The following is a 25,014-nucleotide window of genomic DNA, read 5'->3' on the forward strand; positions in this document are numbered from 1 at the left end:
CTTGCCTCCCGTGCGCACTGGCACGCAGAACGCACTCATCGGAACCCGCTCAACGGCTGCGACAATGAAATGCGCCATATCGTCAGCAGGAAGCCACGACTTCAGATCAGGCGGCAGAAGATACGGCTGAGACCGGTCAGACGGGATGAAGCTGCTCATCTCACCACCTTACAACCTTACCCCTTCACAGGGTACCCCAACCCGACAGGCTGCTAGGGTAAGGACCTGTTAATCCGTTATATTCATTGGAAATCAGTGATTCACAGGCAGTCGTAGAGGAGCGAACACTGTGAGTGTTGTGTTTTTGCTATCCGAGCGTCAGATAGAGCGGATTAAGCCTTATTTTCCGCTGGCGCACGGTGTTCCGCGGGTAGATGACACGGCGTGTTCTGAGTGGGATCGTTTACGTGATCCGCAACGGGCTTCAGTGGAAAGATGCCCCGAAAGCGTATGGCCCGCACAAGACACTCTACAACCGGTTCATTCGCTGGAGCCACCTGGGCGTCTTCGACCGGATTTTCGTGCTCTGAGTGAGAAAGCTGGCCTGAATTCAAAGCTTCATGCTGTTTGTGATGGTCAGGGACGGCCTGTCCGGCTCCATCTGACCGCAGGGCAGGTCAGTGATTTCAAAGGAGCCGATGTTCTGCTGGCGGATCTTCCGGATGAAACACAAGAAGTCATCGGGGACCGGGGATACGACAGCAACCGGATCAGGCAGGGCCTCACAGATCGAAATATTACAGGCGGCACTCCACCGAAGAAAAATCGGAAATCAAAGCGGCCTTACGGCTGACATCTCTGCAAAAAGCGCCATCACGTCGAAAACATGTTCGCAAAGCTTAAAGACTGGCGGCGTGTGGCAACCCGATATGACAGACGCGCTCATACCTTCATGTCCGCAATTCATATTGCTGCAGTTTTCGTCTTCTATCTCAAAGAATGAGTCCGGAGCCTGGGTGGCCGCCCAGGCTGAACGGCCCTTTATCACTTACCGCGAAGGAAAAGTCATAAGACAAGCCCTGAGGCTCTTTCCCCATGTTCCAGCCTCGACGCGGGTTGGCAGAGCCGCGATCTCTGCCAACCATCACACGCAGAAGCCGGTTCTGAAAACCACAGCCAGTTTTGCATCCTGCCTCCAGAAAAAGCATTCTGAGGAAATTATTTTCCTCAGCCAGCCCTGAAAGCGGGAACCTCCGGATGACACCCATCAGCGGAAAAACAAAACTCTTCGCCACACTCGGCCACCCGGTCACCCACGTTCTGACCCCGCAAAAACTCAATACCCTGTTCGCCAAACGTCATTATGACGGCGTCATGGTCCCGGTCGGCATCGCCCCGGGCCAGGATCTCGCCACCTTTGCCGCCAGCATCAGAGTCATGCAAAACTTCGGTGGCGCCGTCGTGACCGTCCCCCATAAAACGGCCATCGTCTCTCTCTGCGACCGCCTCTCCCACCGGGCCGAAGCCGCCGGAGCCGTCAATGTCCTCCGCCGCGAAGCTGACAGCAGCCTCACGGGAGACCTCCTCGACGGTGTCGGCTTCGTCAACGGCCTGAAAAACGCCGGAGAAGTCATCAAAGACCGCCGCATCTTCCTGGCCGGAGCCGGAGGCGCCGCTCTGGCTATCGCTTTCGCCCTCGCCGAAGCCGACGCAGCTCACATCACCATCACCAACCGCTCACAGGACAAACTCGACGACCTCACAACACGCCTGAAAAAATCTTTCCCTGACCTTTCTATTTCGCAAAATGGTAACCCGGATAAACACGATATCGTCATCAACGCCACCTCTCTTGGCCTGCGTGAAAACGATCCTCTCCCTGTCGATCCGGCCCATCTCCATCCGCCGATGCTCGTCGCTGAAGTGGTCATGGTCCCCGAACAGACGCCACTCCTGAAAGCCGCCAGCCAGGCTGGCTGCCGCACCCATTCGGGACGTCACATGCTGGCTGGCCAGCTCTCGGCAATTTTCGATTTTCTGACAGCAGAATAGTACCCTGACCCGGAACGGATACCGACCCACGCTGTCATTTCCCCCAGCGCCACCGCCAGCCACCTTCGGTTTTCCGGGCCGCAATGGCCCCGAAAATCACTGTTGCTCCAAAAATACCCAGACTCTGCTCCAGACCGGAGACCAGAGCGATAATGACCAGCACAACACCGAAGAAGGAAAGCAGAAGCACCCAGCCCTGCCACGCAACAGGCCAGCCCGCTCCATAACCAAATTGCTTTGGCGCAAACCAGGGTTTCGACACGCGACCCGTCATGGAAACGGTCCTCCGCAAAAACAGCCATCTCTTTACCCAGACTGCCTGTTTTTTCTCATTACACGCCACAAAAATCGCGGCAGAGTATCGATTGTCAGAAATTATGAAGCTCAGCGCGAGCCCGGCAGGGAACTCAGGACTTTGCCCTGGAACGCACCAGATGTCGCAGACCTTTGGAAGCCATTTTTATTATCAACAGATCGGGGTGAAGGGGCATCGTGTGCAGCACGCCTTCGCGTGACGACCCCAGCCAGGTCCGGGCAGAGCCCGGTTTTCCACTAACCCTTTGAAAAATCACAGATCAGCACGTAACGCGAACAGAGCTTTCGGAAACCAGTCTGTTGATCCACAAATCAGGGTGCAGAGAGCCCCGTTCCCCCGCCAGGTCCAACACCTCACCCTTGACCCGCCTCCCCCAAACCCCCAGTTTTTCAGAGGCCCGCCCTCCGACGGAGCCACGGGAACAGCAGCACCCACGCCACACCCATCAGACGAGCAACCGCACCATGACCACCACCACGCCAGCCTCCCAAACCAGAACCGCTATCCTCGGCGCCGGCTGCTTCTGGTGCGTCGAAGCCGTCTACCTCTCCATCAAAGGCGTCCTCTCTGCCCGCTCCGGCTACGCCGGCGGTCATACCGAACACCCCACTTACGAACAGGTCTGCACCGGCAAAACCGGCCACGCCGAAGTCGTCGAAATTACCTTCGACCCCGCCATCATCTCCTACGCCCAGCTCCTGCGCATCTTCTTTACCCTTCACAACCCGACCACCCTCAATCGCCAGGGCAACGACGTAGGCACCCAGTACCGCTCCGTCATCTTCTGCGCCGACGAAGCCCAGCACAAAACCGCCACAGAAGTCCGAAGTGAAATCGAAAAATCGAACCTATGGGACGCCCCCCTCGTCACACAGATCGAACCGCTCACCACCTTCTGGGCTGCCGAAGCCAAACATGAAGATTACTTCGCTCGGAATCCCGGCAACCCTTACTGCCAGGCCGTCGTCGCCCCCAAAGTCCTGAAAATGCGAAAAACTTTCGCGGAATTGCAGAAATAATAGCTATACGAACAGATGGTCTTGCCTTTGACCTGTGTGAGGCCGGGAGGTGCGGGACTGGCAGGGCTCTGCCCTGGAACCCGGCAAAGGCTCGCTTTTGCAAACCGTTTTATGATCAGCAAACCGGGGTGCAGAAGCCTGCGGTCCCTGCCGGGTCCGGGCTGAGCCCGGATACTCTTATCGACAGGTCAGTCTTCACAGCCTCTGGTATAACGTGTTGATCGTTTATGGCTGTTGGCAGGCGATGAGGATTGTTTCTGGAGTGAGTGCGGCGCCGGGTGCCTCGATCATGCGTCTCCATGCGAGAATAGCTCGCGAGATATTTTGTGGCGACGCCTTTGACGCGCCGCACCCAGTCCCTGAACCTGCTGTGAGAGGCGTTGACGTTCTGGATGTGGAAGGCGTGATCCCTGACCCGTTCACCTGCAGCAGGATTGACGGCTTCATGATGAATACCTGCCTCACGTGCGATGCGGGCATAGACGGCGGCGGTGTCAGTGCAGAGAACGGCATCGGCAGCCAGCATGGGTCTGATGGCTTGGGCTGAAGATGAATCTTTCGGGCTCTGAAGTCCATATTTTGCAGATGTATTCACAGAGTGTGAGGCCGTGCGGTGTCTCGGGCGAAGCTTGCCATCGCTGTATTGCTGCTCGCACCGCGTGCCTGGTCGTGGCGCTACCACGACGTATCTCTGTCCCACAGGGCTTCCTTTCACTCGCGTGAAAATAATGCACCATCAAACCCCGGCACCAAACAACGGGTTTTACCCATGCCAAAAGTCAGGCCTTTTTTGAACTCATTTACCTGTGGCCGGAACAACAGGCAGAAGCACGGACGTGGCTGCCGCGCCGCCGCGATGGATGCTCTGGGTTGCCCTGATGTAATCGGCTGGCTTCGCGTCGAAGATGTTTTCGACATAGTGCTGCGGGTTGCGGTCATAGAGCGGAAACCAAGAGGACTGGATCTGGACCATGATCCGGTGACCTTTTGCAAAGACATGGTTCACGCCGGGGAGAGTGAAGCGGTAGTGCTCGGTTTTGTTCGCTTCGATCGGGGAGGGCTGTGAGAAGCTTTTGCGGTAGCGGCCCCGGAAGATGTCCATGGAGACGGCGAGTTCGTAGCCGCCCATGTCGGGGGTGTCGGCGGTTGTGGGCAGGTTTACGTCGATGAGTTTGACGACCCAGTCTGAGTCCGTGCCGGTTGTGGCGGCGTAGAGGTCGGCGACGGGGGAGCCGCTGACGGTGACGGGAGCGTCGAGCGGAGCTGTTTCGTAGGTCAGGACGTCGGGGCGGGATTCGGCTTCACGCTGATCCTGGACGAGCCATGGTTTCCATTTCGCGCTTTCGCTGAAGGCGAAGGGGCGGTGCACGAAGGGGGCCGGGTGGGCCGGGTCGGAGATATAGGTGTCGGCGGCGTCGGTGGCGGGACGTGTGAAGGAGAGGCTGTTACCGGCGGAGAGGTAGAGCGGTCTGAGGGGGGCGTTGCAGCCGGTTTCGCAGGCGAGGGGCCATTTCGCGTAGCGGTCCCAGCGCTGGAGGCCGGTGTTGTAGATGATGGCGGATGGCAGGGTGACGGCGGGGGCGCCGGGCTTCAGATACTGATCGAAGAAGGGGCGGAAGACGTCGCGGCGGTATTGTTCGGCGGTGTCGCCTTCGAAGGCGAGGGGACCGAGGGCGGAGCCGTTATAGTTGACGCCGCTGTGGCGCCAGGGGCCCATGACGAGAGTGTTGGGCACTGATCCGGCGGTGGCTTTGAGGGCCTCCCAGGAATGGATGGCGCCCCACATGTCTTCCTGATCCCACAGGCCCTGTTCCCAGAGCGTGGGGACGGTGGGTTTGCGTTTTGCGAGCAGTTTGTCGAGGGCCTGTTCCTGCCAGAACTGATCGTAGGCGGGGTGGGCGTGCATGCGCTGCCAGAAGGGGAACTGGTCGAGGCCGGCCTTTTGCGCGAAGGCTTCCGTGGAGCCTGCTTTCAGGAAGTTGGTGTAGTCGTCACGATCGATACGGGGGATGGAGTCGCTTTCGCCGCGCACGGTCATCTGTGAGGTGAAGTAATCGAGGCTCCCCTGGCGGAAGGCGCCGTAATGGAACCAGTCATCGCCCATCCATCCGTCGACCATGGGGCTTTCGGGGGCGGCGACTTTGAGGGCGGGGTGCGGGTCGAGGAGGGCCATCACGACGGTGAAGCCTTCGTAGGAGGAGCCGGTCATGCCGACGCGCCCGTTGGATTCGGGGGTGTTTTTCACCAGCCAGTCGATGGTGTCCCAGGCGTCGGTGGTTTCATCGGTGCTGGTGGGGTTGAGGGGGCCGCGCGGGGGGCGGGTCATGACGTAGTCGCCTTCGGAGCCGTATTTGCCACGGATGTCCTGGAAGACGCGGATGTAGCCGCCTTCGACGAAGACGTCGTCGCCCTGGGGCAGGAGGTTGCGCATCGTGAAGGCGTTGGGGGTGCGGCTGGCGCGTTCTTTAGCGTGGTAGGGGGTGCGGGTGAGGAGAATGGGGGCGCTTTTCGCGCTCTTTGGGATGACGATGACGGTGTAGAGTTTCACGCCGTCGCGCATGGGGATCATGGCTTCGCGTTTGATGTAGTCGCGCTGGTCGGTGGGGAAGGTGACGTGCGGGGGGATGTCGTTTCCGGTCTGGACGAGCAGCGGGTCTGGCTGGGCGGCGTGTGCAGTGCTGCTGAGGGCTGCGGTCAGCGGGAGCAGGGCTGCGAGGGCAAGTGTGGTTTTGCGGTGTGCCGGGCGTGGGTGGTTCATCGCGGTGTGTGTTCCATGCTCTTTGTGTTTTTTACTGAACTGGTGCCCGTGATTTACAGCGGGCGGATGTATCTTTGTTGCCCTGTTTCAGGGGGGGAATAAAGGTCTGTCGGCAGGATTGCGTGGCTCTGCCCCGCGCTCTGGCAGGGACCGCAGGCCCCTGCACTCCGATTTGTGTTTATGAAAGCCTTTGCAAAAGTCTGTGACCTTTGTCGGTCATCACCGGCAGCTTTAGCCCAGCCTTGAGAGAGCGGCTTTGAGGCGATCCCGCTCGCCGGTCTGGGTGGTGAGGCGTTCGCGGGTTTCCCCGACCACTTCGGGTTTGCCTCTGGCAATGAAGTCGGCGTTGCCGAGTTTCTTCTCAGTCTTCGCTATTTCGGCTTCGGCTTTGTCGAGTTCCTTACCCAGGCGGGCGCGTTCGGCGTCGAGGTCGATGAGGTCGGCCAGGGGCAGGACGAGGGTGGCTTCGTCGACAACGGTCTGGGCGGAGCCGTGGGGGACGTCGCCGGTGAGGGCTTCGACTTCTGAGACGCGGGCCATGCGGCCGATGGTTTCGGCCCAGCGTTTTGCGCGGTCCATTGTGGTTGTGGAGGCGTCTTTCAGAAGGACGGGGGCGAGGCGCGACGGCGGGACGTTCATTTCTGAGCGGACGGTGCGAATTTCGGAAATGAAGCGTGTCAGCCAGTCGATTTCCGCGACGGCTACTTCCGTGCCCGGGATGGTGACGGGCTGTGGCCATGCGGCGGTCATGAGTCTGCCTTCAGGTCCGAAGCCGAATTCGTGCCAGAGCGTGTCGGTCACGAAGGGCATGACGGGCTGGAGGAGGCGGAGGATGGTGTCGAGCACCCAGGCGGTAACAGCGCGGAGTTCGTCGGCGACTTTGGTGTCTTCTCCGGTGAAGAGTGGCTTGGAGAGTTCCAGATACCAGTCACAGAAGCGATTCCAGACGAAGCGGTAACAGGCGCCGGCGTAGTCGTCGAAGCGGAAGGCTTCGAGGGCTTTTGTGGCGTCTTCGACAGCGTTTGTTGTTTCGTGAATGATCCAGAGGCTGAGGGGGTTTTCGGCTTTTGCGGGGTCGAAACCAGGGACGGCTTTCACCTCGTTCATTTCACAGAAGCGGGCGGCGTTCCAGAGTTTGGTGACGAAGGCGCGGTGGTCTTCGACGCGTTTCGGCCCGAATTTGAGATCACGCCCGACGCCGGTGAGGGCGCAGATGGTGAAGCGGGTGGCGTCGGCGCCGTACTGGTCGAGCAGATCGAGCGGGTCGATGCCGTTGCCTTTGCTCTTCGACATTTTCTGGCCGCGTTCGTCGCGCACCAGGCCGTGGATGAAGACGGTGTGGAACGGCACGTCTTTCATGAAGTGCAGGCCCATCATCATCATCCGGGCGACCCAGAAGAAGATGATGTCGAAGCCGGTAACGAGGACATCGGTCGGGTAGTAACGGTCGAGTTCCGGCGTTTTATCGGGCCAGCCGAGGGTGGAGAACGGCCAGAGGGCGGAGGAGAACCAGGTGTCGAGGACGTCTTCGTCGCGGGTGAGGTCGGTGGTCTCGCCGTAATGCGCGGTGGCCTGGGCCTGGGCGTCGGCTTCGTCATAGCCGACGAAGACGGTGCCGTCGGGGGCGTACCAGGCGGGGATCTGGTGTCCCCACCAGAGCTGGCGGGAGATGCACCATGGCTGGATGTCGCGCATCCAGGCGAAGAAGGTATTTTCCCACTGTTTCGGGACGAAGGTGACTTTGCCGTTTTCCACGGCTTCGATGGCGGGGCCGGCAAGAGTGGCGGCGTCGCAGTACCACTGGGTGGTCAGGCGCGGTTCGACGACGGCGCCCCCGCGTTCGGCGTGGGGGATCTGGTTGGTGTGGGCTTCGACTTCGACGAGGAAGCCGAGGCGGTCGAGTTCGGCGACGATGGCTTTGCGGGCGTCTTCGCGGGACTGGCCTTCCAGCGTGCGGGTGAAGGCGGGATCTGCGAGGTCTGTGACGGCATGCAGATCGTCCCCGATCTCGGCGAGAGTGATGGCAGCGCCTTCATCCAGCACGGAGATCATCGGCAGGGCGTGGCGTTTGCCGACCTCGAAATCGTTGAAGTCGTGGGCCGGGGTGATCTTGACGGCGCCTGTGCCTTTTTCCGGGTCGGAATAGGTGTCGGCGATAATGGGGATGCGGCGGCCAGTGAGGGGCAGGATGACGGATTTGCCGATGAGGGCGGTGTAGCGTTCGTCTTCCGGGTGAACGGCGACGGCGGTGTCACCGAGCATGGTTTCCGGACGTGTGGTGGCGACGGTGATGAACTGGTCTTCGGTGCCTTCGACGGGATAGCGGATATGCCAGAGATGGCCGCGCATTTCCTTGTTCCCGACTTCGAGGTCGGAGATGGCTGTGCGGAAATGTGGATCCCAGTTGACCAGACGGCGGTCGCGATAAATCAGCTTTTCACGGAAGAGGGTGACGAAGACCTCGCGGACGGAACGGGAGAGGCCTTCGTCCATGGTGAAGCGTTCACGCGACCAGTCGAGCGAGGAGCCGAGGCGGCGGAGCTGCTTTGTGATGCCGTTGCCGGATTCGGCTTTCCATTCCCACACGCGCTCAAGGAAGGTGGAGCGTCCGAGCTGCTGCCGGGTGGTGCCTTCGGTGGCGAGTTTGCGTTCGACGACAAGCTGGGTGGCGATACCGGCGTGGTCGGTTCCAGGCTGCCAGAGGGTGTCGCGGCCCTGCATGCGGCGCCAGCGGATGAGGGTGTCCTGCATTGTCATGGTCAGGGCGTGGCCCATATGGAGCGTGCCGGTGACGTTGGGCGGCGGGATCATGATGGTGTATGGCGCGCCCGGGCTTCCGGGGTCTGCGGCAAAGCTGCCTTCGGTTTCCCAGAGGCTGTAGAGCCGGGATTCGGTTTCGGTGGTCTGAAACGTCTTGCTGAGCATCGCCTGTTCTAACTGCAAAAGAGGTCATCCAAACAGAAAAACGCGGCGCTGAACGCAGCGCCGCGTTTTCAGTATCGCTTTTCTCGCATAGGAGCCGGCAATCCGGAACAGGTAATCATGACTGACCGCCTGTGCCTGGGAGGGCGGGCTTCTCCGGTGATTACCGGTCGCTGAGGCGCTCGATCTCTTTCTGAACGGCCTGCTGAACGATGCTGGACAGATGCTGATCCAGCCATTCCTTGAGGAATGCGCGCACTTCGTCGCGCACGATGTCTTCGATGGTCAGGTTTCCACCACGCGTGATAGCCACTCTTCTCTCCCTGTGTTCGACGGATTGTTTGCGACGCAGCATCTGCTGCAGGGCGCCAAAGGAATGTTCCGTAGCGCCAATGGTCTGCTTGTCCAGTGGAATCTGTACGGGGGCCGGTGCATCGGCGTCAGATGGTGCCGTTCCGGCTGTGTATCCGGCATGCGTTTCTGACGCGTCCCTGTCTTCGCTCATCGTCACCCCTGGGCGTGCTTTCGGGAAGCTCCACTGTTTTTTAGCAGGAGCTTCGGTTGTCTGTTCTGACTCTTGTATCGGAGACGGTACATTTTCAACAGCCCCCGCGTGTCTGGCGGCTTCGGCAGCAGGTTCCGGAGGTGCCGCCGGCACAGGAGGCGGTGCGGATACGACGGGCTCAGCGATGACCGGTGCCGCCGGCGCTTCTTCAGCCACAGCGGCAGGCACTGCAATTGCGGGCTCTGCCGCCTGAGGTGCGACCTCCTGTGGCGGCTGCGCGGCAACGGGTGGCTCTGCCTGAGCAGGATCGGGATGCGGGGGGGTGGCCGGTTCTGCCGGTGCCGGGGGGGCTTCCGTCGCTACTGTGCCTGGACCGGACGGGGCTTCCTCGTGTTCGTCATAAGGGTCCTCGTCGTCATCCTCATCGGTCGCCAGCATGGATGAATCCAGCACGAGGACGCTGTCGTCATCATCATCCAGGTCTTCGACCGGTGGGGCAGGAATCAGTGCAGGCAGTGAATCATGAACCGGTTGCGGCGCGGGTGTTGCCGCTTCAGCAGTCTTTGTTTCCGGAACTGCGTCAGGCTGGGAGGTTTTGCCCTCTTTAAGGATGCGGCGGATTGAGGACAGGACCGTTTCTATTGAACCGTCTTCGGATCTTGTTTCGTTATTTTCTGTCATCACATGACTTTCTTTGCACCACTACCTCAACGGCCCGGCTGATTGACCGCGTAATCACTGATTCCCCACAGTCTGTCTTTGACGGCGTTATAATACGCCTGTTCATTATACAGCGGCACGTTCAGGTGCAGATCGACGGCGGTGAGGCGCCCGATCGCCGAGGCGACATTGTAGGACGCGGTGACCATGTTGCTCAGGCTCTGGACCAGGGCAACCTGTGCCTGGAGCAGGGTGCTTTGCTGCTGGAGGACTTCGAGGGTGGTGCTTGTGCCGACGATGGCCTGCCGTTCCACGCCGTCAAGCGCGATGGTGCCAGCCTGAATGGCGGCGCGGTTGCTTTCAATGGCGGCCTTGTAGGAGACCAGCCTCTGCCAGTTGGAGGCGGCGGCCTGGGCAGCTTTCCGGCGCTGGACATCAACAGCCCGGCGGGAGGCCAGAACCTGCTGCTTCGCCTGGCGGATGGCTGCATATTCGGAACCGCCCTGGTAGATGGGCACGTTGATATCCAGAGTGGCGTATTTATCTTCGTTGATCTGGTTATTCAGTTCCTGGTTGACCGATTTCATGTAAGTGCCGCTTACGGAGACTGTTGGCATCAGGGCCGCCATGGCCACGCCGACGGCATCTTTCTGAGAGGCTTCGGTGAACAAGGCGTTAATAACGTCCGGATTGTTTTTTACGGCCATGGCCACGGCCTGCGCTTCTGATTTCACCGGCAACAGAAGAGGTTGCGGCGGTACCAGATTGGGCGGTGGTGCCATGCCTACTATCTGCATGTAGGTTGCCTGCGCGGTCTGCAGAGTGCCTTCCGACTGCTGGCGTGTTGCTTTTGCCGTTGCGTATGCGGACTCGGCCTGCGCGACGTCTGTGCGGGTAATTTCACCAACGTGGAACCGTTCGTTGGTGGCGCGGAGCTGCTCCTGAAGAACGTGTTCGTTGTTGATGTTCAGCTGGAGGAGCTGCTCATCCTCGATGACCTGCACATAGGCGTTGACGACGTCCGTGAAGACCTGCTGTTCGGTTGAGACCAGTTTGGCGCGTTCCGCCATGACCTGGTTGACGGCCTGGTGGGTTGCCGAGGTTGTTTTGCCGCCGCTGTAGAGTGGCTGCGTGATCTGGACCTGGGCGTCATAACCCGGGGTGCTGTAGCGGCGGGTGTAGCCGCCGACACCGGAATCATCATTGCCGCGATAGTTGTTGAGTCCCTTGTAGTAACTGGGATCGAAGCTGCCCTGAATTTTCGGGCGCCAGCCGGCGAGGGCGGTCGGGACGCTTTCATCCGTCGCGCGCAGGGTGGCGCGTTCCTGCTGCAGGGTCGGGTTGGTGAGGTAAGCCGAGGACAGCGCTTCCTGCAATGTATGCGGGATAAAGCTGGGCTCGCCGCTTCCGTCATATTTCTGGGCCAGAGCCGTCGAGCTGTACAGCAAGGCTGCAAGTCCCAACCCTAAGCCGCAGGAATATTTCATCTAAACTCTCTCCGCTACCCGATCCGCGTTTGTGCAGGCGTCCCGGTTCGGGCTTATGCCACGCTCAAAAGGGATTTTCCACTGCCGACCTTAACAGTGCATTGCTGCAACGGAAAAAAACTACAGATTGCAGGAATTCGTTGCGGGAATTTGTCAGAACGCGAAGGCGGGTATCGGGAGGAGTTCCTGAATCAGGGGCGCGGGGGCGTCGAAGCTGAGGCGTGTGGCCCAGCCTTCGAAGGTGCCGGCTGCGCCATTAGCTGTTCCGGCCCGGTCGGGTTCCGCGAGAAAGGCGGAGCAGATGTCTCCGCTTTTGCCCATCATGCCGACGATCCGTCCGTCTGCGGCGAGCTGGGTCACGCAGAAAGAGGGAATCTCCCGGATCGCGCCATCGAAGATGATGATATCGTAGGGGGCGTTTTCGGGCGCACCCTCCGCGAGGGGGCCCTGATGCCAGATAATGCCGGGGGCTGTGACATCCGTGTAGGCATGGCCCTGTCGGACGAGTTCTGCTTCTGATTCGAGGGCCACGACATGCGCGTTGAGGCTGGCGACGACTGAGGCGAGGTAGCCTGTTCCGGCCGCGACGATGAGGACGCGCTCGCCTGCCGCGATGCGTGCGGTCTGGACGATGCGTGCGGTGAGCATGGGCTGGAGCAGATAGCGCCCGTTGCCGAGCGGCAGGGTACGATCAGCGTAGGCGAAACCGCGCTCGGCCGGGGGAACCGCCAGTTCACGCGGCAGGTTTCGCATCGCTGTGATGATGCGCGGATCGTTAACCTCCAGGGGACGCACCTGATCGTCGACCATCCGCTGACGGATCTCGCTGAATTCGGAGTGATCGGAGGGGAGAGACGCAATGAGCGGGCTCCGGCTGGATTCTGCTGTCTGTGATTGTGTCTGGCTCATCAGCGCGCTCCGGGGCCTTTTCATTCTCTGGTAAGTGCTTCTGTGTCGTGCGGGCTCCGGCCCGCGCTTTGGTCCGTGACCAGAAATCTCACGCTGGTCATGCCCGTCAAGCGGCAGCCCGGTAAGGGATGCGCGATCAGTGGCTTGACCAGCGATGCCTTGCTGGTGGATATAGCGCAACCCCGTTCGGGGTCCGGTGGCAGAATGGTGATGCAGCGGACTGCAAATCCGCGTACGTGGGTTCGATTCCCGCCCGGACCTCCATCGCTTTTATGAAAGCGGTCCGGAAATTCCTTCCTTTGTAGCGGCGTTGTTCCCGCAACATGTTGATCTCTGAAAATCACAGGTCAACAGAGCCTTTGTCTTCATGTTTTCAGTGTGTTTCCGGTAGCGGGCTGTTGCGCCAGAGCGGATGCTGCGCCGAATAGTCCCGGCTCCGGGTAGCGGATCATTCTCACGGGGATTTTACGCATCATGCACTCGAATCTGCCTTTTGCGATGAAGCGTTCGCCGAAGTCGGAGGTGGGCAGCACGTCCATCAGGCGTTTGCCGAGGCCGCCTGCGACGACAACGGCGGTGGCGCAGTGGGCCAGGGCCATATCGCCCGCGAAACCGCCCAGTGCCTGACAGAAGCGGGCCATGCCTTCGCGGGTCACTCTGTCATGGCCTTCCAGCGCCAGCGTCCAGAGTTGTTTGTCATCCAGATCGCGCCACGCTTCGCCGTTTTCTTCGGAGAGTTGCGCGCAGAGCGGGATGATTCCGGGTCCTGAAATGATCCGCTCCGCCGAGACGCGGCCATGCACGGTGCGGAGCCGGTCGAGCAGACGATCCTCAAAATCGTTGAAGGGGGAGAAGCCCATATGGCCACCTTCCGCGCCGCAGACGAGGGTTCGTCCGTCTCTTCGGATGATGGAGGCGGTGCCGAGTCCGGTTCCGGGGCCGATGGCGACGATGGTTCCGTTTTTCGGCAGAGGGCGATCCGGGCCGCAGAGATGGGGCAGGCAGGACGAGTGTAGGCTGGCGATGGCGTGGGCAACGGCTTCGAAATCGTTGAGCAGCAGGGGCGGGTCGATATCCAGGTCGCGCGGGAGATCGGCGGGGACGACGGTCCAGGGGTTGTTGGCCATGGTCAGCACGTCGCCCTGGATGGGGCAGGCGAGGGCGATGGCGGCCTGTCCGGGCAGCGAGCGGCCGATTCTCTGGCCAAATGCGCGCCAGGCTTCTTTGAGCGTGTCATAATCCGCGACGCGCAGGGTGCAGGGGTCTCCGAGTGAGACGACCTGTCCGTTTTCAATGCCGGCTATGGCGAATCGCGCGTGGGTTCCGCCGATATCGGCTGCGATGACCTCCCGCGTGGCAGTGTGTTGTCCGTCTGGCATTGATCATCCTCTTCGCTGGTGTGGGCTCCGAGGCTGTCCGGCAGGTCGCAGGTGGTCTGTTAGTCTCCCCTGGGGCGCTGATCGGCGGAAACCCGGCGCATGATGGCGTCACGCAGGATGCGGGGGGTGAGCTGGTCGATGATGCGCAGAACGGCGAAGGGCCATGGAAAGATGATTTCCGGCTGGTCACGTTTCAGTGCGCTGATGATGCGGGCGGCGGCGGCGTCGGGTGTGACGAGGAACGGTCTCGGGCCGATGATGCGCTGGCTCATGGCGGTGTCGACGAAACCGGGAGCGATGAGGGTCAGGCGCACGCCGAGCGGGGCGAGGGCGAGGCGGGCTGAGCTGGCGAATCGGGCGAGTCCTGCTTTTGAGCCGCCATATCCGGCGGCGAAGGGCAGATCGTGATAGGCCGCGACGGAGCCGATCAGGGCAATGGAGCCGCCGCCGCGCTGTGCCATCCGGTCTGCTGCGGCCATGGTCAGGGCGGCGGGAGTGGCATAATTCACCAGGCCGAGTTCAAGGACGGTTTCGGCCTGTTCGGTTTTTTCGTGGCCCTGTTTCATGTCCGACAGGCCGGCGCAGAGGATGACGGTATCGAGCGGCGTGCTGTCGTCGTCCTCACGGAGGGCCCGGAGGGCGGCCTGTCCGTCGGTCAGATCGACTTCCCGCGTGAGCACATGCGCTCCGCGTTCCTGGCATGACGCAGCCAGAATCCGGAGTTTCGTGGCATTTCGTCCCCAGAGCACCAGCGTTCGTCCCGGCGCTGCATAGCGGAGGGCGAGGGCTTGTCCGATGCCCCCTGATGCGCCGGTGATCAGGATTCGGGCCAGGGTGCGGTCTGAAATTCTGGCTGAATTCCGGATTGATTTGTCCCGGCGGCTTGAGCCTTTGAGCCGTGTGAGGATATGTCGTGCCTTCGCCATGAGGCGGTTGCCTGTCGTCACGTTGGCAGCGGTTTCGTTCAACGGTATGTCCATGCCACAACATTACACCTGCCCGAGGCAGGTGTCCGCGTGCGGGTTTGCGCGCGCTTTCAGGGAGAGTTCATGACCCAGCGAGCGCGCATTGTCATCACGCCGGTTAACGGGTTCCGTCAGCTTTCGACATTTATCCGGCTTCCCCGGCGCGTTTACGCCGGGATGCCTGGATATATGGCGCCGCTGGATATGGAGCAGCGCGCACTGCTTGATCCGAAACACTCCGCTTTTTTCCGGCATGGTGAGGCGCAGTATTTTCTGGCGACGCTGGACGGGCGGCCGGTCGGGCGGATTTCGGCGCAGATTGACCATCTGACGCGCAATGTTTCTCCGGAGACGGGTCTCAGCCCGCAGACGGGTTTCTTTGGCGCGCTGGACACGGCGGACCCGGAGGTTGTGCCGATGTTGCTGGAGGCGGCGGCGGGCTGGCTGCGCGAGCGGGGCATGACGACGATGCTGGGACCGTGGACGCTCAACAGCAACGGCGAATATGGAATCATGATTGAGGGGCAGACCGCTCTGCCGATGGTGATGATGCCGTGGCATCCGACATGGCTGGACCAGGCGATCCGGTCGGCCGGTATGACGAAGACGATGGATGTTCTGTCCTATCACATGGCGATGGGACCGGATGCGGAGGCGGCGCATCTCGTTCCGCGGGCTCTGCAGGTTGGCGAGGGGCGGCTGGGCTCATTATCGGTGCGGCGTCTGGATTCGCGGAATATGTTGCGGGACGGGGAGATCCTCCGCAGTCTTTATAATGGCACCTGGCGCGATACCTGGGGGTTTTTACCGTATACGTCCGATGAGATGGCCGCGATGATTCACGAGATCCGGCCAATTCTGCGGGATGAGCATTTCGTTCTGGTCGAGCAGGATGGCGAGCCGGCGGGCGTCGCGCTTGTGGTGCCGAATGTGTTTGATGTCGCCGGCGATCTCGGCGGAGCTCCGTCGCCGTTTGGATGGGCGAAGCTGGGTGTGCGTCTTCTGCGGCATGAGTTCCGGTCGGCGCGGGTGATCCTGCTGGGTGTCAGCAAGGGGCTGTCCGGGACGGCGCTTGGCGCAATGTTGCCTGCGCTGCTGATTCGTGAACTCATGAATCGCGGGCATGAGCTTCCGTATGAGATGATCGAGCTGGGCTGGGTTCTGGAGACCAATCTGCCGATGCGTCGGCTGATCGAGCGAATCGTCCCGGCGCCCTGCAAGCGTCATCGTGTGTATTCGCGGGAGCTGTGAGGCGATTCTGACAGGTATCGGTCAGTTATGACTGCTTTTTGATGAGCACAGGGAGAATATCTCGGTGATCTTTTCTGCATGAGTCGTCACGCTTTGTCATTTGTAATTCTGTGAATGACAGCCGATGAACGGGTCCTGCCTTAGAGGTTGTTTCAAAAGCCCCTCTGTCGACGATCCGACGCTCGTTTTCTGCGCTCCGATGCTCACGGCCCGCACGGCCGCTCCGCCCGGGTGCTCAAAAATACACGCCGGTCGCGCCCTGAGAGGCGCTCTCGCTCAGCAGTGAGGCTTTTGAAACAGCCTTTTATTGCGATGACCGTCAGGATTGGAAAGTGGGGTGGGCGCGGTTGGAAAGACACCAGGCCAGTCACCATGGTCTGTGAGAAATTTTTTCTGGCTGCCTCGCGTTAAGAGCGGATTCTTTCCTCCTGGCTGGTTCATGTTCTGTGTGCGGACCTGGCTGGCCGTGGCGGTTGCTCTGGCCACCTCGTTCTGGTTGCAGATTACTTCTCCCGGATCCTCGGCTGTGACGGTGATGATTCTGGCGCAACCGTTGCGCGGCCAGATGCTGTCCAAGGCTCTTTACCGTCTTGCGGGGACGATTGTCGGAGCATTTGTGGCTCTGGCGCTGACCGCGTGTTTCAGCCAGGACCGTGCGCTCCTGCTTGGCGGGGTCGCACTGTGGCTGTCTTTCTGCTGCATCATGGGGACGCTGGAGCGGGATTTCCGGGCTTATGCGGCGATGCTCGCGGGGTATACCGTCGCTCTGATCACCATTGGCTGCATTGATGCGCCGGAGACGGCTTACGACGTTACGGTCAATCGTGTTTCCGCCATTGTGATCGGCATTGCCGCAACGGCTGCCGTGAATGATGTTTTCGGGTCTCCGACGGCGTGGGCGAAGCTGTGCTCAGGGCTTGATACGGTCACGAAGGTGGTTGGCAGGATTGCGCGCGATGCTGTTGCGGGGCGCTCTGTTCCGGACATGGTGGCGCTGGCCGGTATTGCCGGCGAGATCATGGCGCTGACGTCTCAGGTCTCTTTTGCCCGTACGGAGATGTCGGACGGTCGCCTGCGCATGATCGGTGCCCGGTCGGCGATGGTCGCCCTTCTGGAAATGATGAATTGCAGTCGTGCGATTGCGATGGCGCTTGAGCGGGGCACGATTTCGGAGGCGGTTGTTCAGCGCGTCCGGAGCGCGTTCGGAGACGGGAGTGAGGTGGGGTCGCCCCGTAAGGCTGTGGAGGATCTGGAGCAGCTGGCCCGGGAGACGCATCTTGATGCCGCGGGGGAAGAGACCCGGCTGAGCATTGAGGAGGCGTGGTTCGTGGAGCGCACGATGGCGCTGCTGTCTTACTGGCGCTGGGCGAAAGACGGGGTGGACTGCGTTCACAACGGAGGGCGCGCCAGTACTCAGGCGCCGGAGTTCCGGATTGCCTCTCATCAGGATGTGACGATGGCGTTGCTGAACGGACTGCGGCTGCTGATCGGGTTTTCGATGGCGGCGGCGCTTTGCATCCTCAGCGGGATTCCGCAGAGTTATTCGGCGCTTTCCCAGACGGCGATTGTGCTCACTCTGGCGGCCACGACCTATAATGTGCGGGCGTTTGGTATGGGAGCGCTGATCGGGATGCCGCTTGCGGTTGTGACCGCTGCGATTCTGAATTTTGGTGTTCTGACGAAGGGATCGGACATGATCTTCTTCGCGCTGGCGGTGATGCCGGTAATTTTTGGCGGGTGCCTGTTACTGCTGAATCCGAAGACATCCGCGATCGGGTTTAATGCTGGCGTGTTTTTTTTCGTCATTCTGGGTGTCGCGGACAGGCAGAGCTTTGACCCGGAAGCGTTTATCAATCGCAATGAGCAGTATCTGTTCGCGGCGGTGATCATCTTTATCGCGCTGACGCTGCTGCTGCCGCCTTCGGCGCGTTCACGCCGCTTTCGGGTGGCGATTTCCATCGGACATGATCTTCACCGTCAGTTTGAAGGGCATGGGGAGCAGGCGGGTTCGGCGCTGATCAGCCGGCATTATGACCGGCTGACGAAGGTGCTTCTGTGGAACACTTACCTTCCCGCGAGCCGTGCGCGGGATCGGGTTTTCAGACGGCTGGCCAGTCTTGATGATCTGAACTGCGCGCTGGCCCGCGCCCGGCGCCATCTTGAGCGGGCGGCGACCATTCCGCATGTCCGGACCGAGGCTGAGGCGGCGCTGCGCTCGACGATTATTTATAATGTGTCGTCCGCGATCACGCGGCTGACGATTCATGCGGAGCAGTTGCTGGCGCTGTCGGTCGATCTTCCTCATGGCGAGATGGCGACGGTTCTTGGTGCTGTGTCGGGCATGGAGGGCGCCATACGGCTTCTGGAGCGCAACCGGTCCGCCATTTCTCTCTATGACATTCTTCCGGTGCCGGAGATGCGCTGGAGAGCGATGTAATGCAGCTGAGATCGGTCATCGACATTGGCGGGCTGCTGGTCTCGTCCTTCATTGTGCATGTCGGGCTCGGGCTTTTCACGGTTGTAATCCTCAGACCGCTGATCACGAAGGCCCGGCTTGACCGCTTTATGTGGAACGTGCCGCTCGCGGAGTTCGGGCTGCTGATTATTTTTACCGGTATTTACACGATTTTGCTCTGATGGTGAGCCGGACATGGAAAGGGCGTGACGACGTGAGGAAGAAACCGGAGGCCGGGCGGGTGCGGGGTGTTTTTGCCCGGTACGGGACAGAGGACAATGCGGTGAGAGGTGTGAAACGTGTTTGAGCGGGCGCGCCGGTTTCTTCAGTTCACCACGACGGGCATTATTCTGATTATTGCCGCGATTACGGGTTTTGTTCTGTGGGACTACTACACCTCCGCTCCCTGGACGCGGAACGGGCAGGTGCGTGTGCAGGCAGCCAATATTGCGCCGCGCGTATCGGGGCAGATCATTGCTTTGCATGTGTATGACAACCAGATCGTGCATGCGGGCGACATTCTCTACGATATTGATCCGTTTGATTTCAAAGTTGCTGTGGCGGTGGCGACGGCGGTTGCGGATCAGCGTCGTGCCGACATGGTTCTGAAAGCGGCGCAGCATGAGCGGCGGGACAGGCTGACGGAAGCGTCGGCGTCCCGTGAGGAGAAGCAGGTTTACGAGGCCACGGCGGAGGTGTCGCGGGCGGAATATGCTCAGGCTCTGGCACAGCTTTCTCAGGCGAAGATCAATCTTGACCGCACCCATGTTCGCAGCACGGTGACAGGGCCGGTGAACAATCTGACGATGCGGGTGGGAGATTTCGCAACCTCGGGCAAGTCCAATATCACGGTGATCGATCATGCGTCCTACTGGGTGGATGGGTATTTTGAGGAAACCAAGATTGGTTCGATCAATCTCGGAGACCGGGTGCGGGTGGATCTGATGGGTTTCCGGGAGCCGCTTGAGGGGCACGTTGTCAGCATCACGCGCGGTATCGCGACATCCAACGCCAGTTCCGGTGTTCAGGGGCTTCCGGTTGTCGATCCGGTTTATACGTGGGTGCGTCTGGCGCAGCGCATTCCGGTCCGGGTGGAGATTGACCGGATTCCGGAGAGTGTGACGATTGCGGCGGGCATGACGGCGACGGTGACGGTGGTTGGCAGTAAGGGGCATCGGGCGCATGACACGCTGCATGACGCGTTTGACCGTCTTCACGACACTGTTTTTAGCGTCGGGGCCGGCACGCGACGATGAGCGGGGAGAACTCCGCGTTTCACCAGGGCAGGGAGAGCCGGCAATGAGTCAGTTTTCATCGATTTCCGGACGGTGCGTCAGCGGAGGTCGCGTGTTGCGTGTGTGGCTGTGCGGGGCGGTGATGCTGGCGGTGGCGTCGGTGCCGGGTGTTGCGCTGGCGGCGGACAGCACGGATCATGGCTGGACTCCGACGGACAACGTCACGATTGTCGATCGTTTTCCCGACGCGCAGCCTTCGGGGATCGCGCGTTTGCCTGACGGGCGGATCGTGCTGTCTTTGCCGACCAGTGCGCAGCGTCATCCGGGGCCGGTTCTGGCGGTCTGGACAGCGGGGCATTTGTCGCCGTTTCCCGGCTCGGCTGCACAGAACAGACTGGTTTCGCCGCTTGGCATGACGGTGGACGGGAACGGGCAGCTCTGGCTGCTTGATGAGGGTGTTCAGGCTGGCAGCAAGGCGCGGCCGGAGCCGGCGCTGCTGCATATTGACCCGAAGACGAACAGCATCGTCCGGCGCTATGCGTTCGGGGCGCCGGCGCTGCGTGCGGACAGTCATGTCAACGATGTGCGTGTGGATCTGACGCATGGCAGTGCGGGAATTGCATTTATCAGTGACACCTCGCAGACGACGCATCCTGCGCTGGTGGTGGTTGATCTGGCGAGTGGTCATGCGCGGCGGATTCTGGCTGAGACGGTGTCTGTCAGTCCGGTTCCGGGTTTTGTCATGGAGGCGGACGGGCATCTGGGGCGGTATGACGCGGAGCATCCGCAGGTGGCACAGGGCGGCGTTGACGGTGTGGCGCTGAGTGCGGATTCGTCCCGGCTTTACTGGTCGCCGCTGTCGTCTCGCCGGCTTTACAGCGCGCCCACTGCTGTTCTGGCCGATCCGGCGGCGTCAGAGGTGGCCATTGAGGCGGCTGTGAAGGATGAGGGCGAGGTTGGCATCATGGATGGCATGGCCACGGCTCCGGATGGCAGTCTGTATCTGACGGATATTGAGCGTCATGCGGTCGTGAGGCGGGCTTCGGACGGGGCGTTGTCGATTGTCGCGCAGGATTCGCGTCTGATTGCGCCGGACAGTATAGCGTTTGACGGGGACTCGTTGCTGCTGACGGTTGGTCAGTGGTCGCGGCTGCCGGTTTTTCATGACGGGCGGGATATGCAGGAGCGGCCTTACGTTCTGGTGCGGATTGCGCCGCTTGTGCCGGCGCGGGGGAACTGACGGAGACCGGGCTCTGCCCGGGTCCGGCAGGGACCGCAGACCCCTGCACTCCGATTGATTAATAATAAAATGGTTTCCAAAGGTCTGAGACCTTTGGTGGGTTCCAGGGCAAAGCCCTGAGAAAGCGCCAACACGTAACGCGACCAGAGCCTTTGCAAACCTTTTGTTTTTAACAGAGCGGGGCAAAGGAGTCTGCGACCCTGGAGCTGCCCCCCGTTTCACCTGATTACCCTCCGGAGCTTTGCACCATGAGTTGCCGGAACTGTCCGGCCTGGATAGGCTTTATAGGTATGTCTGAGTGCTGACAGCGACAGATCGGGAGCGATAACGGGTTGCGGCGGATGGGTGGTGTCGGAACGGGAAAGAGGCTTGCGACCCTGCTGATGCACGTGGTGGTGCTTCTGGCCGTGATGATGGCACCTGGTGCGTCGGCCCGGCTTCCGGGGACTGCGGGGCATAGGGCTTCGCCGGTGATGGCCATGTCGTGCGGCGCGGTCGGTCATGGGCCAGTGGTGATGGCGCATCATGCCGGCAGGGCGGATGGTGAGCATGATCGTGGTGGCGATGACTGCTGCATGCAAAGCGCCTGTTCCGCGACGTTGCCTGCCGGGCCGCTTGCAGTGCGTGTCGCTGAGCGGCGGGCGACGGGGGTTACTTACTCCGGTCATCCGCGCGTATTGCTCGCTGATTTTGCAGCAGCACCGGATCTTCCTCCACCACGACAGATGGCCTGACATCGCCTTTCGGTGATGTGAACCTGGATCGGCCGCGGTCTCAGACCTGTGGCTTTTGTTCCGACCAGTATCGGGCTGTCTGTCATGATCAATTTCTCTCTTCGGGAGCGGCTGGCGCTGTCACGTCGTCGCTTCATTACGGGTGCCGCCGGGCTTTGTGGCGCGGGTGTGGTGCTGCCTCGCGGTCCGGCGCGGGCTTTGTCTGCCCCACACACCGATATTCCTCTGACATCGTCAGCGAGATTTTCTCTGGCTGTGGAGCGGGTGCCTGTTGTTGCGGGCGGCAGGCGCATGACGGGCACGGGGATCAACGGATCGCTTCCGGCGCCGACCCTGCGCTGGCGCGAGGGGGACACGGTTGAGATAGCGGTGACCAACCGGCTTGATGAAACCACGTCGCTGCACTGGCATGGCATCAGGCTGCCTGCTGATATGGATGGTGTTCCGGGGCTGAGTTTTGCCGGGATCAGGTCGGGCGCGACGTTCACGTACCGGTTTCCGGTCAGGCAGAGCGGCACATACTGGTATCACAGTCATTCCGGGATGCAGGAGCAGACCGGGCTTTATGGCGCGCTGGTGATCGATCCCGCAGGGGGGACGGAGCGGGCTGTGGACCGGGACTATGTTCTGGTTCTGTCGGACTGGACCGACGCTGATCCGGAGCAGATCGTCTCCAGTCTGAAGTTTCAGAGCGACTATTACAATTTCCGGCAACGCACGGTCGGGACCTTTGTGCGGGATGCGGTGCGGGACGGGCCGGGTCTGGCGGTGCGGGATCGTCTCCGCTGGGGGGCCATGAACATGGCGCCGACGGACATCTCGGATGTGTCTGGCGTTATCTACACTTATCTGATGAACGGGCAGCCGCCTGAAACGGGCTGGACGGGACTGTTCCGGCCGGGCGAGCGTGTGCGGCTGCGGGTGATCAATGCGGCCTCGATGACGTTGTTTGACGTCCGGATTCCGGGGCTGACGATGCATGTTGTCGGCGCGGACGGGCAGGATGTCGAGCCGGTTCCGGTCGATGAGTTCCGGATCGGGCCGGCTGAGACGTACGATGTGATTGTGCAGCCGGAGGGAGAGGGTCCGTGGACGATTTTTGTCCAGTCTGAGGATCGCACCGGCTATGCGCGCGGGACGCTGGCGACGCGGCCAGGTCAGCTCGGGCCGGTGCCGCCGATGGACCCCCGCCCTCTTCGCACCATGGTCGACATGGGTATGGGTGGGATGGACAGGGGGCCGGCGGGACATGACCGGATGGAGTCCGGGGCCGCGATGCAGGGTGATATGGCTGGCATGGACATGGCTGGCGACGGGATGCGTCATGCTGCGAGGAGGGGTGCGCCTGAGGCGATGCGGATGCCGGGGATGGCGGCTCATCCGGCTCCGGTAACGCAGTCCGGAGCCGGCGAGCGGCTGAAGGAAGGGGTTGAGGTCCAGAGTATAGCCATGATGCCACGGAATCGGCTGACGGAACCCGGCGCGGGGCTTGAGGGGAACGGGCGTCGCTGTCTGACTTATGCTGATCTGCGGGCGACACGGGCCGGGGAGGATGCGCGCCCGCCTTCACGCGAGATCACGCTGCATCTGACCGGGAATATGGAGCGGTTCATCTGGGGGTTTGACGGGAAGAAGTTTTCCGAAGCTGAGCCTGTTCGCCTGGTGTTGGGGGAGCGGGTCAGGTTCATTCTGATCAATGACACGATGATGGAGCATCCGATCCATCTACACGGGTTCTGGAGTGAACTTGAGAACGGGCAGGGTGCGTTCCGGCCTTACAAGCACACCATTACGGTGAAGCCGGGGGAACGGCTGAGCTCTCTGGTGACGGTCGATACGCCGGGTTTGTGGGCGTATCACTGTCATCTCCTCTACCACATGGAAGTGGGCATGTTCCGCACTGTGGTGGTGTCATGAGGCGGGGACTGGTGGCGGCGTTTGCGGTTCTGGCTGCGTCACCGGCGATAGCGCATGACATGGAGATGATGCCGGGCATGGTGATGGGGGCGACAAAAAAGCCGGTGGCGCGGGGGCGGGTGACTCCGGCGCCTGCTGTGTCTGTGAAGGTTGTGCCGTCATCGTCTTCCGCGCCGATGCGTCCGGCGCCAGTGGTGTATGTCGCGGGAATTCAGCCGGTGATGGATCACATGCTGTATGCTCATGCTCTGCTTGACGAGTTTGAGGCGCGTTATAACGGTCGTGGTGGTGAGTTCCGGTATGACGGGCAGGGCTGGTATGGTACTGATTATGATAAGCTCTGGATAAAATCCGAAGGAACGGTCAGCCGGACCGGTCGCTTTGGCGACGGGGATCATGAGATTCTCTATGACCGGGCGATTTCACGTTACTTCGATGTTCAGACCGGTGTCCGGCTTGATATTGATAATGGTCCTGCGAGGGCATGGGGAGCGGCTGGCATTCAGGGTCTGGCGCTCTGGTTTTTTGATCTTGAAGCGACGGCGTATTTCAGCGATCGCGGGGCGGCGGCTCGTTTGCAGGGATCGTATGACATTCTGCTGACCAACCGTCTTATCCTGCAACCGCAGGCGGAGCTGAATTTCTATTCGACCGCAGACCGTGCTCGTGGTGTCGGGCGTGGTTTCTCCGACATCGATACCGGATTGCGACTCCGGTATGAGTGGTTTCGGAAGCTCGCGCCGTATGTCGGCATCACATATTCTGGCAGATTCGGCCAGGCTGCGGAGATTGCCCGGCGTCGCGGGTCTGTTGTGGGGGATGTGACGTTTGCATTTGGTCTGCGGTCCTGGTTCTGAGTGTTTTCTGCTCTTTGTCGTGGTTTGAAAGGCTGCGGATTTGACGGGGAATTAACGAACGTGGGGTGGGATTGCCACTTCCGTTAACCAGCAATTAATCGAATTCGTGAATCCTGACGTCAACCCGTGCGCCGGAGAGAAATCTTCAGGCGCCCCGGTGGAGGGACGGTTTTCTCTCCGGTGACATAACAGGATGAAAACACATGGTCACAATTATGCGTAAAATTCGCGCTTTTCTGGGTGACCGGGAAGGTGTGACGGCGATCGAATACGCTTTGATTGCCGGATTGATTGCGGTTGTTGCGTTTGGCGCGATGAAGAGTGTCGGGACGAGTCTGAGTAATCTGTTCAGCACAATTGCAACTTCCATTTCGGATGCGCCGGGTACGGGTTCGACTGCGGGCTGATCCTGC

Annotated in this window: 19 protein-coding genes, 1 tRNA gene and 2 pseudogenes; 13 read left to right on the forward strand and 9 right to left on the reverse strand. The window is 60.8% G+C overall.

Annotation, left to right across the window (positions count from 1 at the left end):
• Positions 1–159: pseudogene (locus GOB85_RS13940) on the reverse strand (IS5/IS1182 family transposase); the annotation flags it as partial.
• Positions 160–289: 130 nt separating this feature from the next.
• Here GOB85_RS13940 and GOB85_RS13945 point away from each other — a divergent pair.
• Both GOB85_RS13945 and GOB85_RS13950 read left to right on the forward strand, forming a co-directional pair.
• Positions 290–943: pseudogene (locus GOB85_RS13945) on the forward strand (IS5 family transposase).
• A 254-nt stretch (positions 944–1,197) separates the two neighbouring features.
• Complete coding sequence (locus GOB85_RS13950; RefSeq protein ID WP_173578112.1) at positions 1,198–1,992, forward strand: shikimate dehydrogenase family protein; 795 nt, start codon at positions 1,198–1,200, stop codon at positions 1,990–1,992.
• 34 nt (positions 1,993–2,026) lie between these two features.
• On the opposite strand, the gene GOB85_RS13955 is transcribed toward GOB85_RS13950, so the two are convergent.
• The gene (locus tag GOB85_RS13955) at positions 2,027–2,266 is read right to left on the reverse strand and encodes a hypothetical protein (protein ID WP_173578113.1); all 240 of its coding nucleotides are present in this window, start codon (positions 2,264–2,266) and stop codon (positions 2,027–2,029) included.
• Positions 2,267–2,772: 506 nt separating this feature from the next.
• Here GOB85_RS13955 and msrA point away from each other — a divergent pair.
• Entirely contained in the window at positions 2,773–3,327 is a 555-nt protein-coding gene (gene msrA, locus GOB85_RS13960; protein ID WP_173578114.1) for a peptide-methionine (S)-S-oxide reductase MsrA, read from the forward strand.
• A 796-nt stretch (positions 3,328–4,123) separates the two neighbouring features.
• Here the strand turns inward: msrA and GOB85_RS13970 are convergent.
• The 5 genes from GOB85_RS13970 to GOB85_RS13990 form a co-directional block, all read right to left on the reverse strand.
• Positions 4,124–6,085, reverse strand: a complete 1,962-nt coding sequence (locus tag GOB85_RS13970) for a CocE/NonD family hydrolase (RefSeq protein ID WP_173578116.1) — start codon at positions 6,083–6,085, stop codon at positions 4,124–4,126.
• A 231-nt stretch (positions 6,086–6,316) separates the two neighbouring features.
• Positions 6,317–9,010 carry a valine--tRNA ligase gene (locus GOB85_RS13975; RefSeq protein WP_173578139.1) on the reverse strand — a complete coding sequence of 898 codons (2,694 nt, stop codon included), beginning with the start codon at positions 9,008–9,010 and terminating at the stop codon, positions 6,317–6,319.
• Between the two features lie 160 nt (positions 9,011–9,170).
• Positions 9,171–10,193, reverse strand: a complete 1,023-nt coding sequence (locus GOB85_RS19345) for a DUF2497 domain-containing protein (RefSeq protein ID WP_242011519.1) — start codon at positions 10,191–10,193, stop codon at positions 9,171–9,173.
• 26 nt (positions 10,194–10,219) lie between these two features.
• Positions 10,220–11,659 carry a TolC family outer membrane protein gene (locus tag GOB85_RS13985; RefSeq protein WP_173578117.1) on the reverse strand — a complete coding sequence of 480 codons (1,440 nt, stop codon included), beginning with the start codon at positions 11,657–11,659 and terminating at the stop codon, positions 10,220–10,222.
• A 153-nt stretch (positions 11,660–11,812) separates the two neighbouring features.
• The gene (locus GOB85_RS13990) at positions 11,813–12,568 is read right to left on the reverse strand and encodes a protein-L-isoaspartate O-methyltransferase family protein (RefSeq protein ID WP_173578118.1); all 756 of its coding nucleotides are present in this window, start codon (positions 12,566–12,568) and stop codon (positions 11,813–11,815) included.
• A gap of 190 nt (positions 12,569–12,758) precedes the next feature.
• Here GOB85_RS13990 and GOB85_RS13995 point away from each other — a divergent pair.
• A tRNA-Cys gene (locus GOB85_RS13995) sits at positions 12,759–12,832 on the forward strand.
• A 101-nt stretch (positions 12,833–12,933) separates the two neighbouring features.
• On the opposite strand, the gene GOB85_RS14000 is transcribed toward GOB85_RS13995, so the two are convergent.
• Positions 12,934–13,947, reverse strand: coding sequence for a glucokinase (locus GOB85_RS14000; RefSeq protein ID WP_173578119.1), 1,014 nt, complete (start codon positions 13,945–13,947; stop codon positions 12,934–12,936).
• Positions 13,948–14,006: 59 nt separating this feature from the next.
• Entirely contained in the window at positions 14,007–14,873 is an 867-nt protein-coding gene (locus GOB85_RS14005) for an SDR family NAD(P)-dependent oxidoreductase (protein WP_173578141.1), read from the reverse strand.
• Positions 14,874–14,996: 123 nt separating this feature from the next.
• Here GOB85_RS14005 and GOB85_RS14010 point away from each other — a divergent pair, with 123 nt between their 5' ends.
• From GOB85_RS14010 to GOB85_RS19615, 9 genes are all read left to right on the forward strand, one after another.
• A complete protein-coding gene (locus GOB85_RS14010; protein ID WP_173578120.1) occupies positions 14,997–16,163 on the forward strand; it encodes a GNAT family N-acetyltransferase in 1,167 nt (388 codons plus the stop codon).
• 439 nt (positions 16,164–16,602) lie between these two features.
• On the forward strand, positions 16,603–18,600 hold the full coding sequence (locus GOB85_RS14015; RefSeq protein ID WP_173578121.1) for an FUSC family protein: 1,998 nt from the start codon (positions 16,603–16,605) through the stop codon (positions 18,598–18,600).
• Positions 18,600–18,800: a DUF1656 domain-containing protein gene (locus tag GOB85_RS14020; RefSeq protein WP_173578122.1), complete on the forward strand. Its 201-nt coding sequence runs from the start codon at positions 18,600–18,602 to the stop codon at positions 18,798–18,800. The genes GOB85_RS14015 and GOB85_RS14020 overlap by 1 nt, the downstream gene beginning before the upstream one ends.
• A gap of 117 nt (positions 18,801–18,917) precedes the next feature.
• Positions 18,918–19,874, forward strand: coding sequence for an HlyD family efflux transporter periplasmic adaptor subunit (locus tag GOB85_RS14025; protein WP_173578123.1), 957 nt, complete (start codon positions 18,918–18,920; stop codon positions 19,872–19,874).
• Between the two features lie 121 nt (positions 19,875–19,995).
• Positions 19,996–21,093 carry a major royal jelly family protein gene (locus GOB85_RS14030; protein ID WP_242011521.1) on the forward strand — a complete coding sequence of 366 codons (1,098 nt, stop codon included), beginning with the start codon at positions 19,996–19,998 and terminating at the stop codon, positions 21,091–21,093.
• 341 nt (positions 21,094–21,434) lie between these two features.
• Positions 21,435–21,827, forward strand: coding sequence for a hypothetical protein (locus tag GOB85_RS14035; RefSeq protein ID WP_173578124.1), 393 nt, complete (start codon positions 21,435–21,437; stop codon positions 21,825–21,827).
• An 84-nt stretch (positions 21,828–21,911) separates the two neighbouring features.
• The gene (locus tag GOB85_RS14040) at positions 21,912–23,744 is read left to right on the forward strand and encodes a copper resistance system multicopper oxidase (protein ID WP_173578125.1); all 1,833 of its coding nucleotides are present in this window, start codon (positions 21,912–21,914) and stop codon (positions 23,742–23,744) included.
• Positions 23,741–24,601: a copper resistance protein B gene (locus GOB85_RS14045; protein WP_173578126.1), complete on the forward strand. Its 861-nt coding sequence runs from the start codon at positions 23,741–23,743 to the stop codon at positions 24,599–24,601. Before GOB85_RS14040 ends, GOB85_RS14045 begins: the two co-directional genes overlap by 4 nt.
• A 203-nt stretch (positions 24,602–24,804) precedes the next feature.
• The gene (locus tag GOB85_RS19615) at positions 24,805–25,008 is read left to right on the forward strand and encodes a Flp family type IVb pilin (RefSeq protein ID WP_277875929.1); all 204 of its coding nucleotides are present in this window, start codon (positions 24,805–24,807) and stop codon (positions 25,006–25,008) included.
• Positions 25,009–25,014 lie beyond the last annotated feature (6 nt).

The sequence above is a fragment of the Acetobacter fallax genome (assembly GCF_011516735.1).
Classification (GTDB): Bacteria; Pseudomonadota; Alphaproteobacteria; order Acetobacterales; family Acetobacteraceae; genus Acetobacter; species Acetobacter fallax.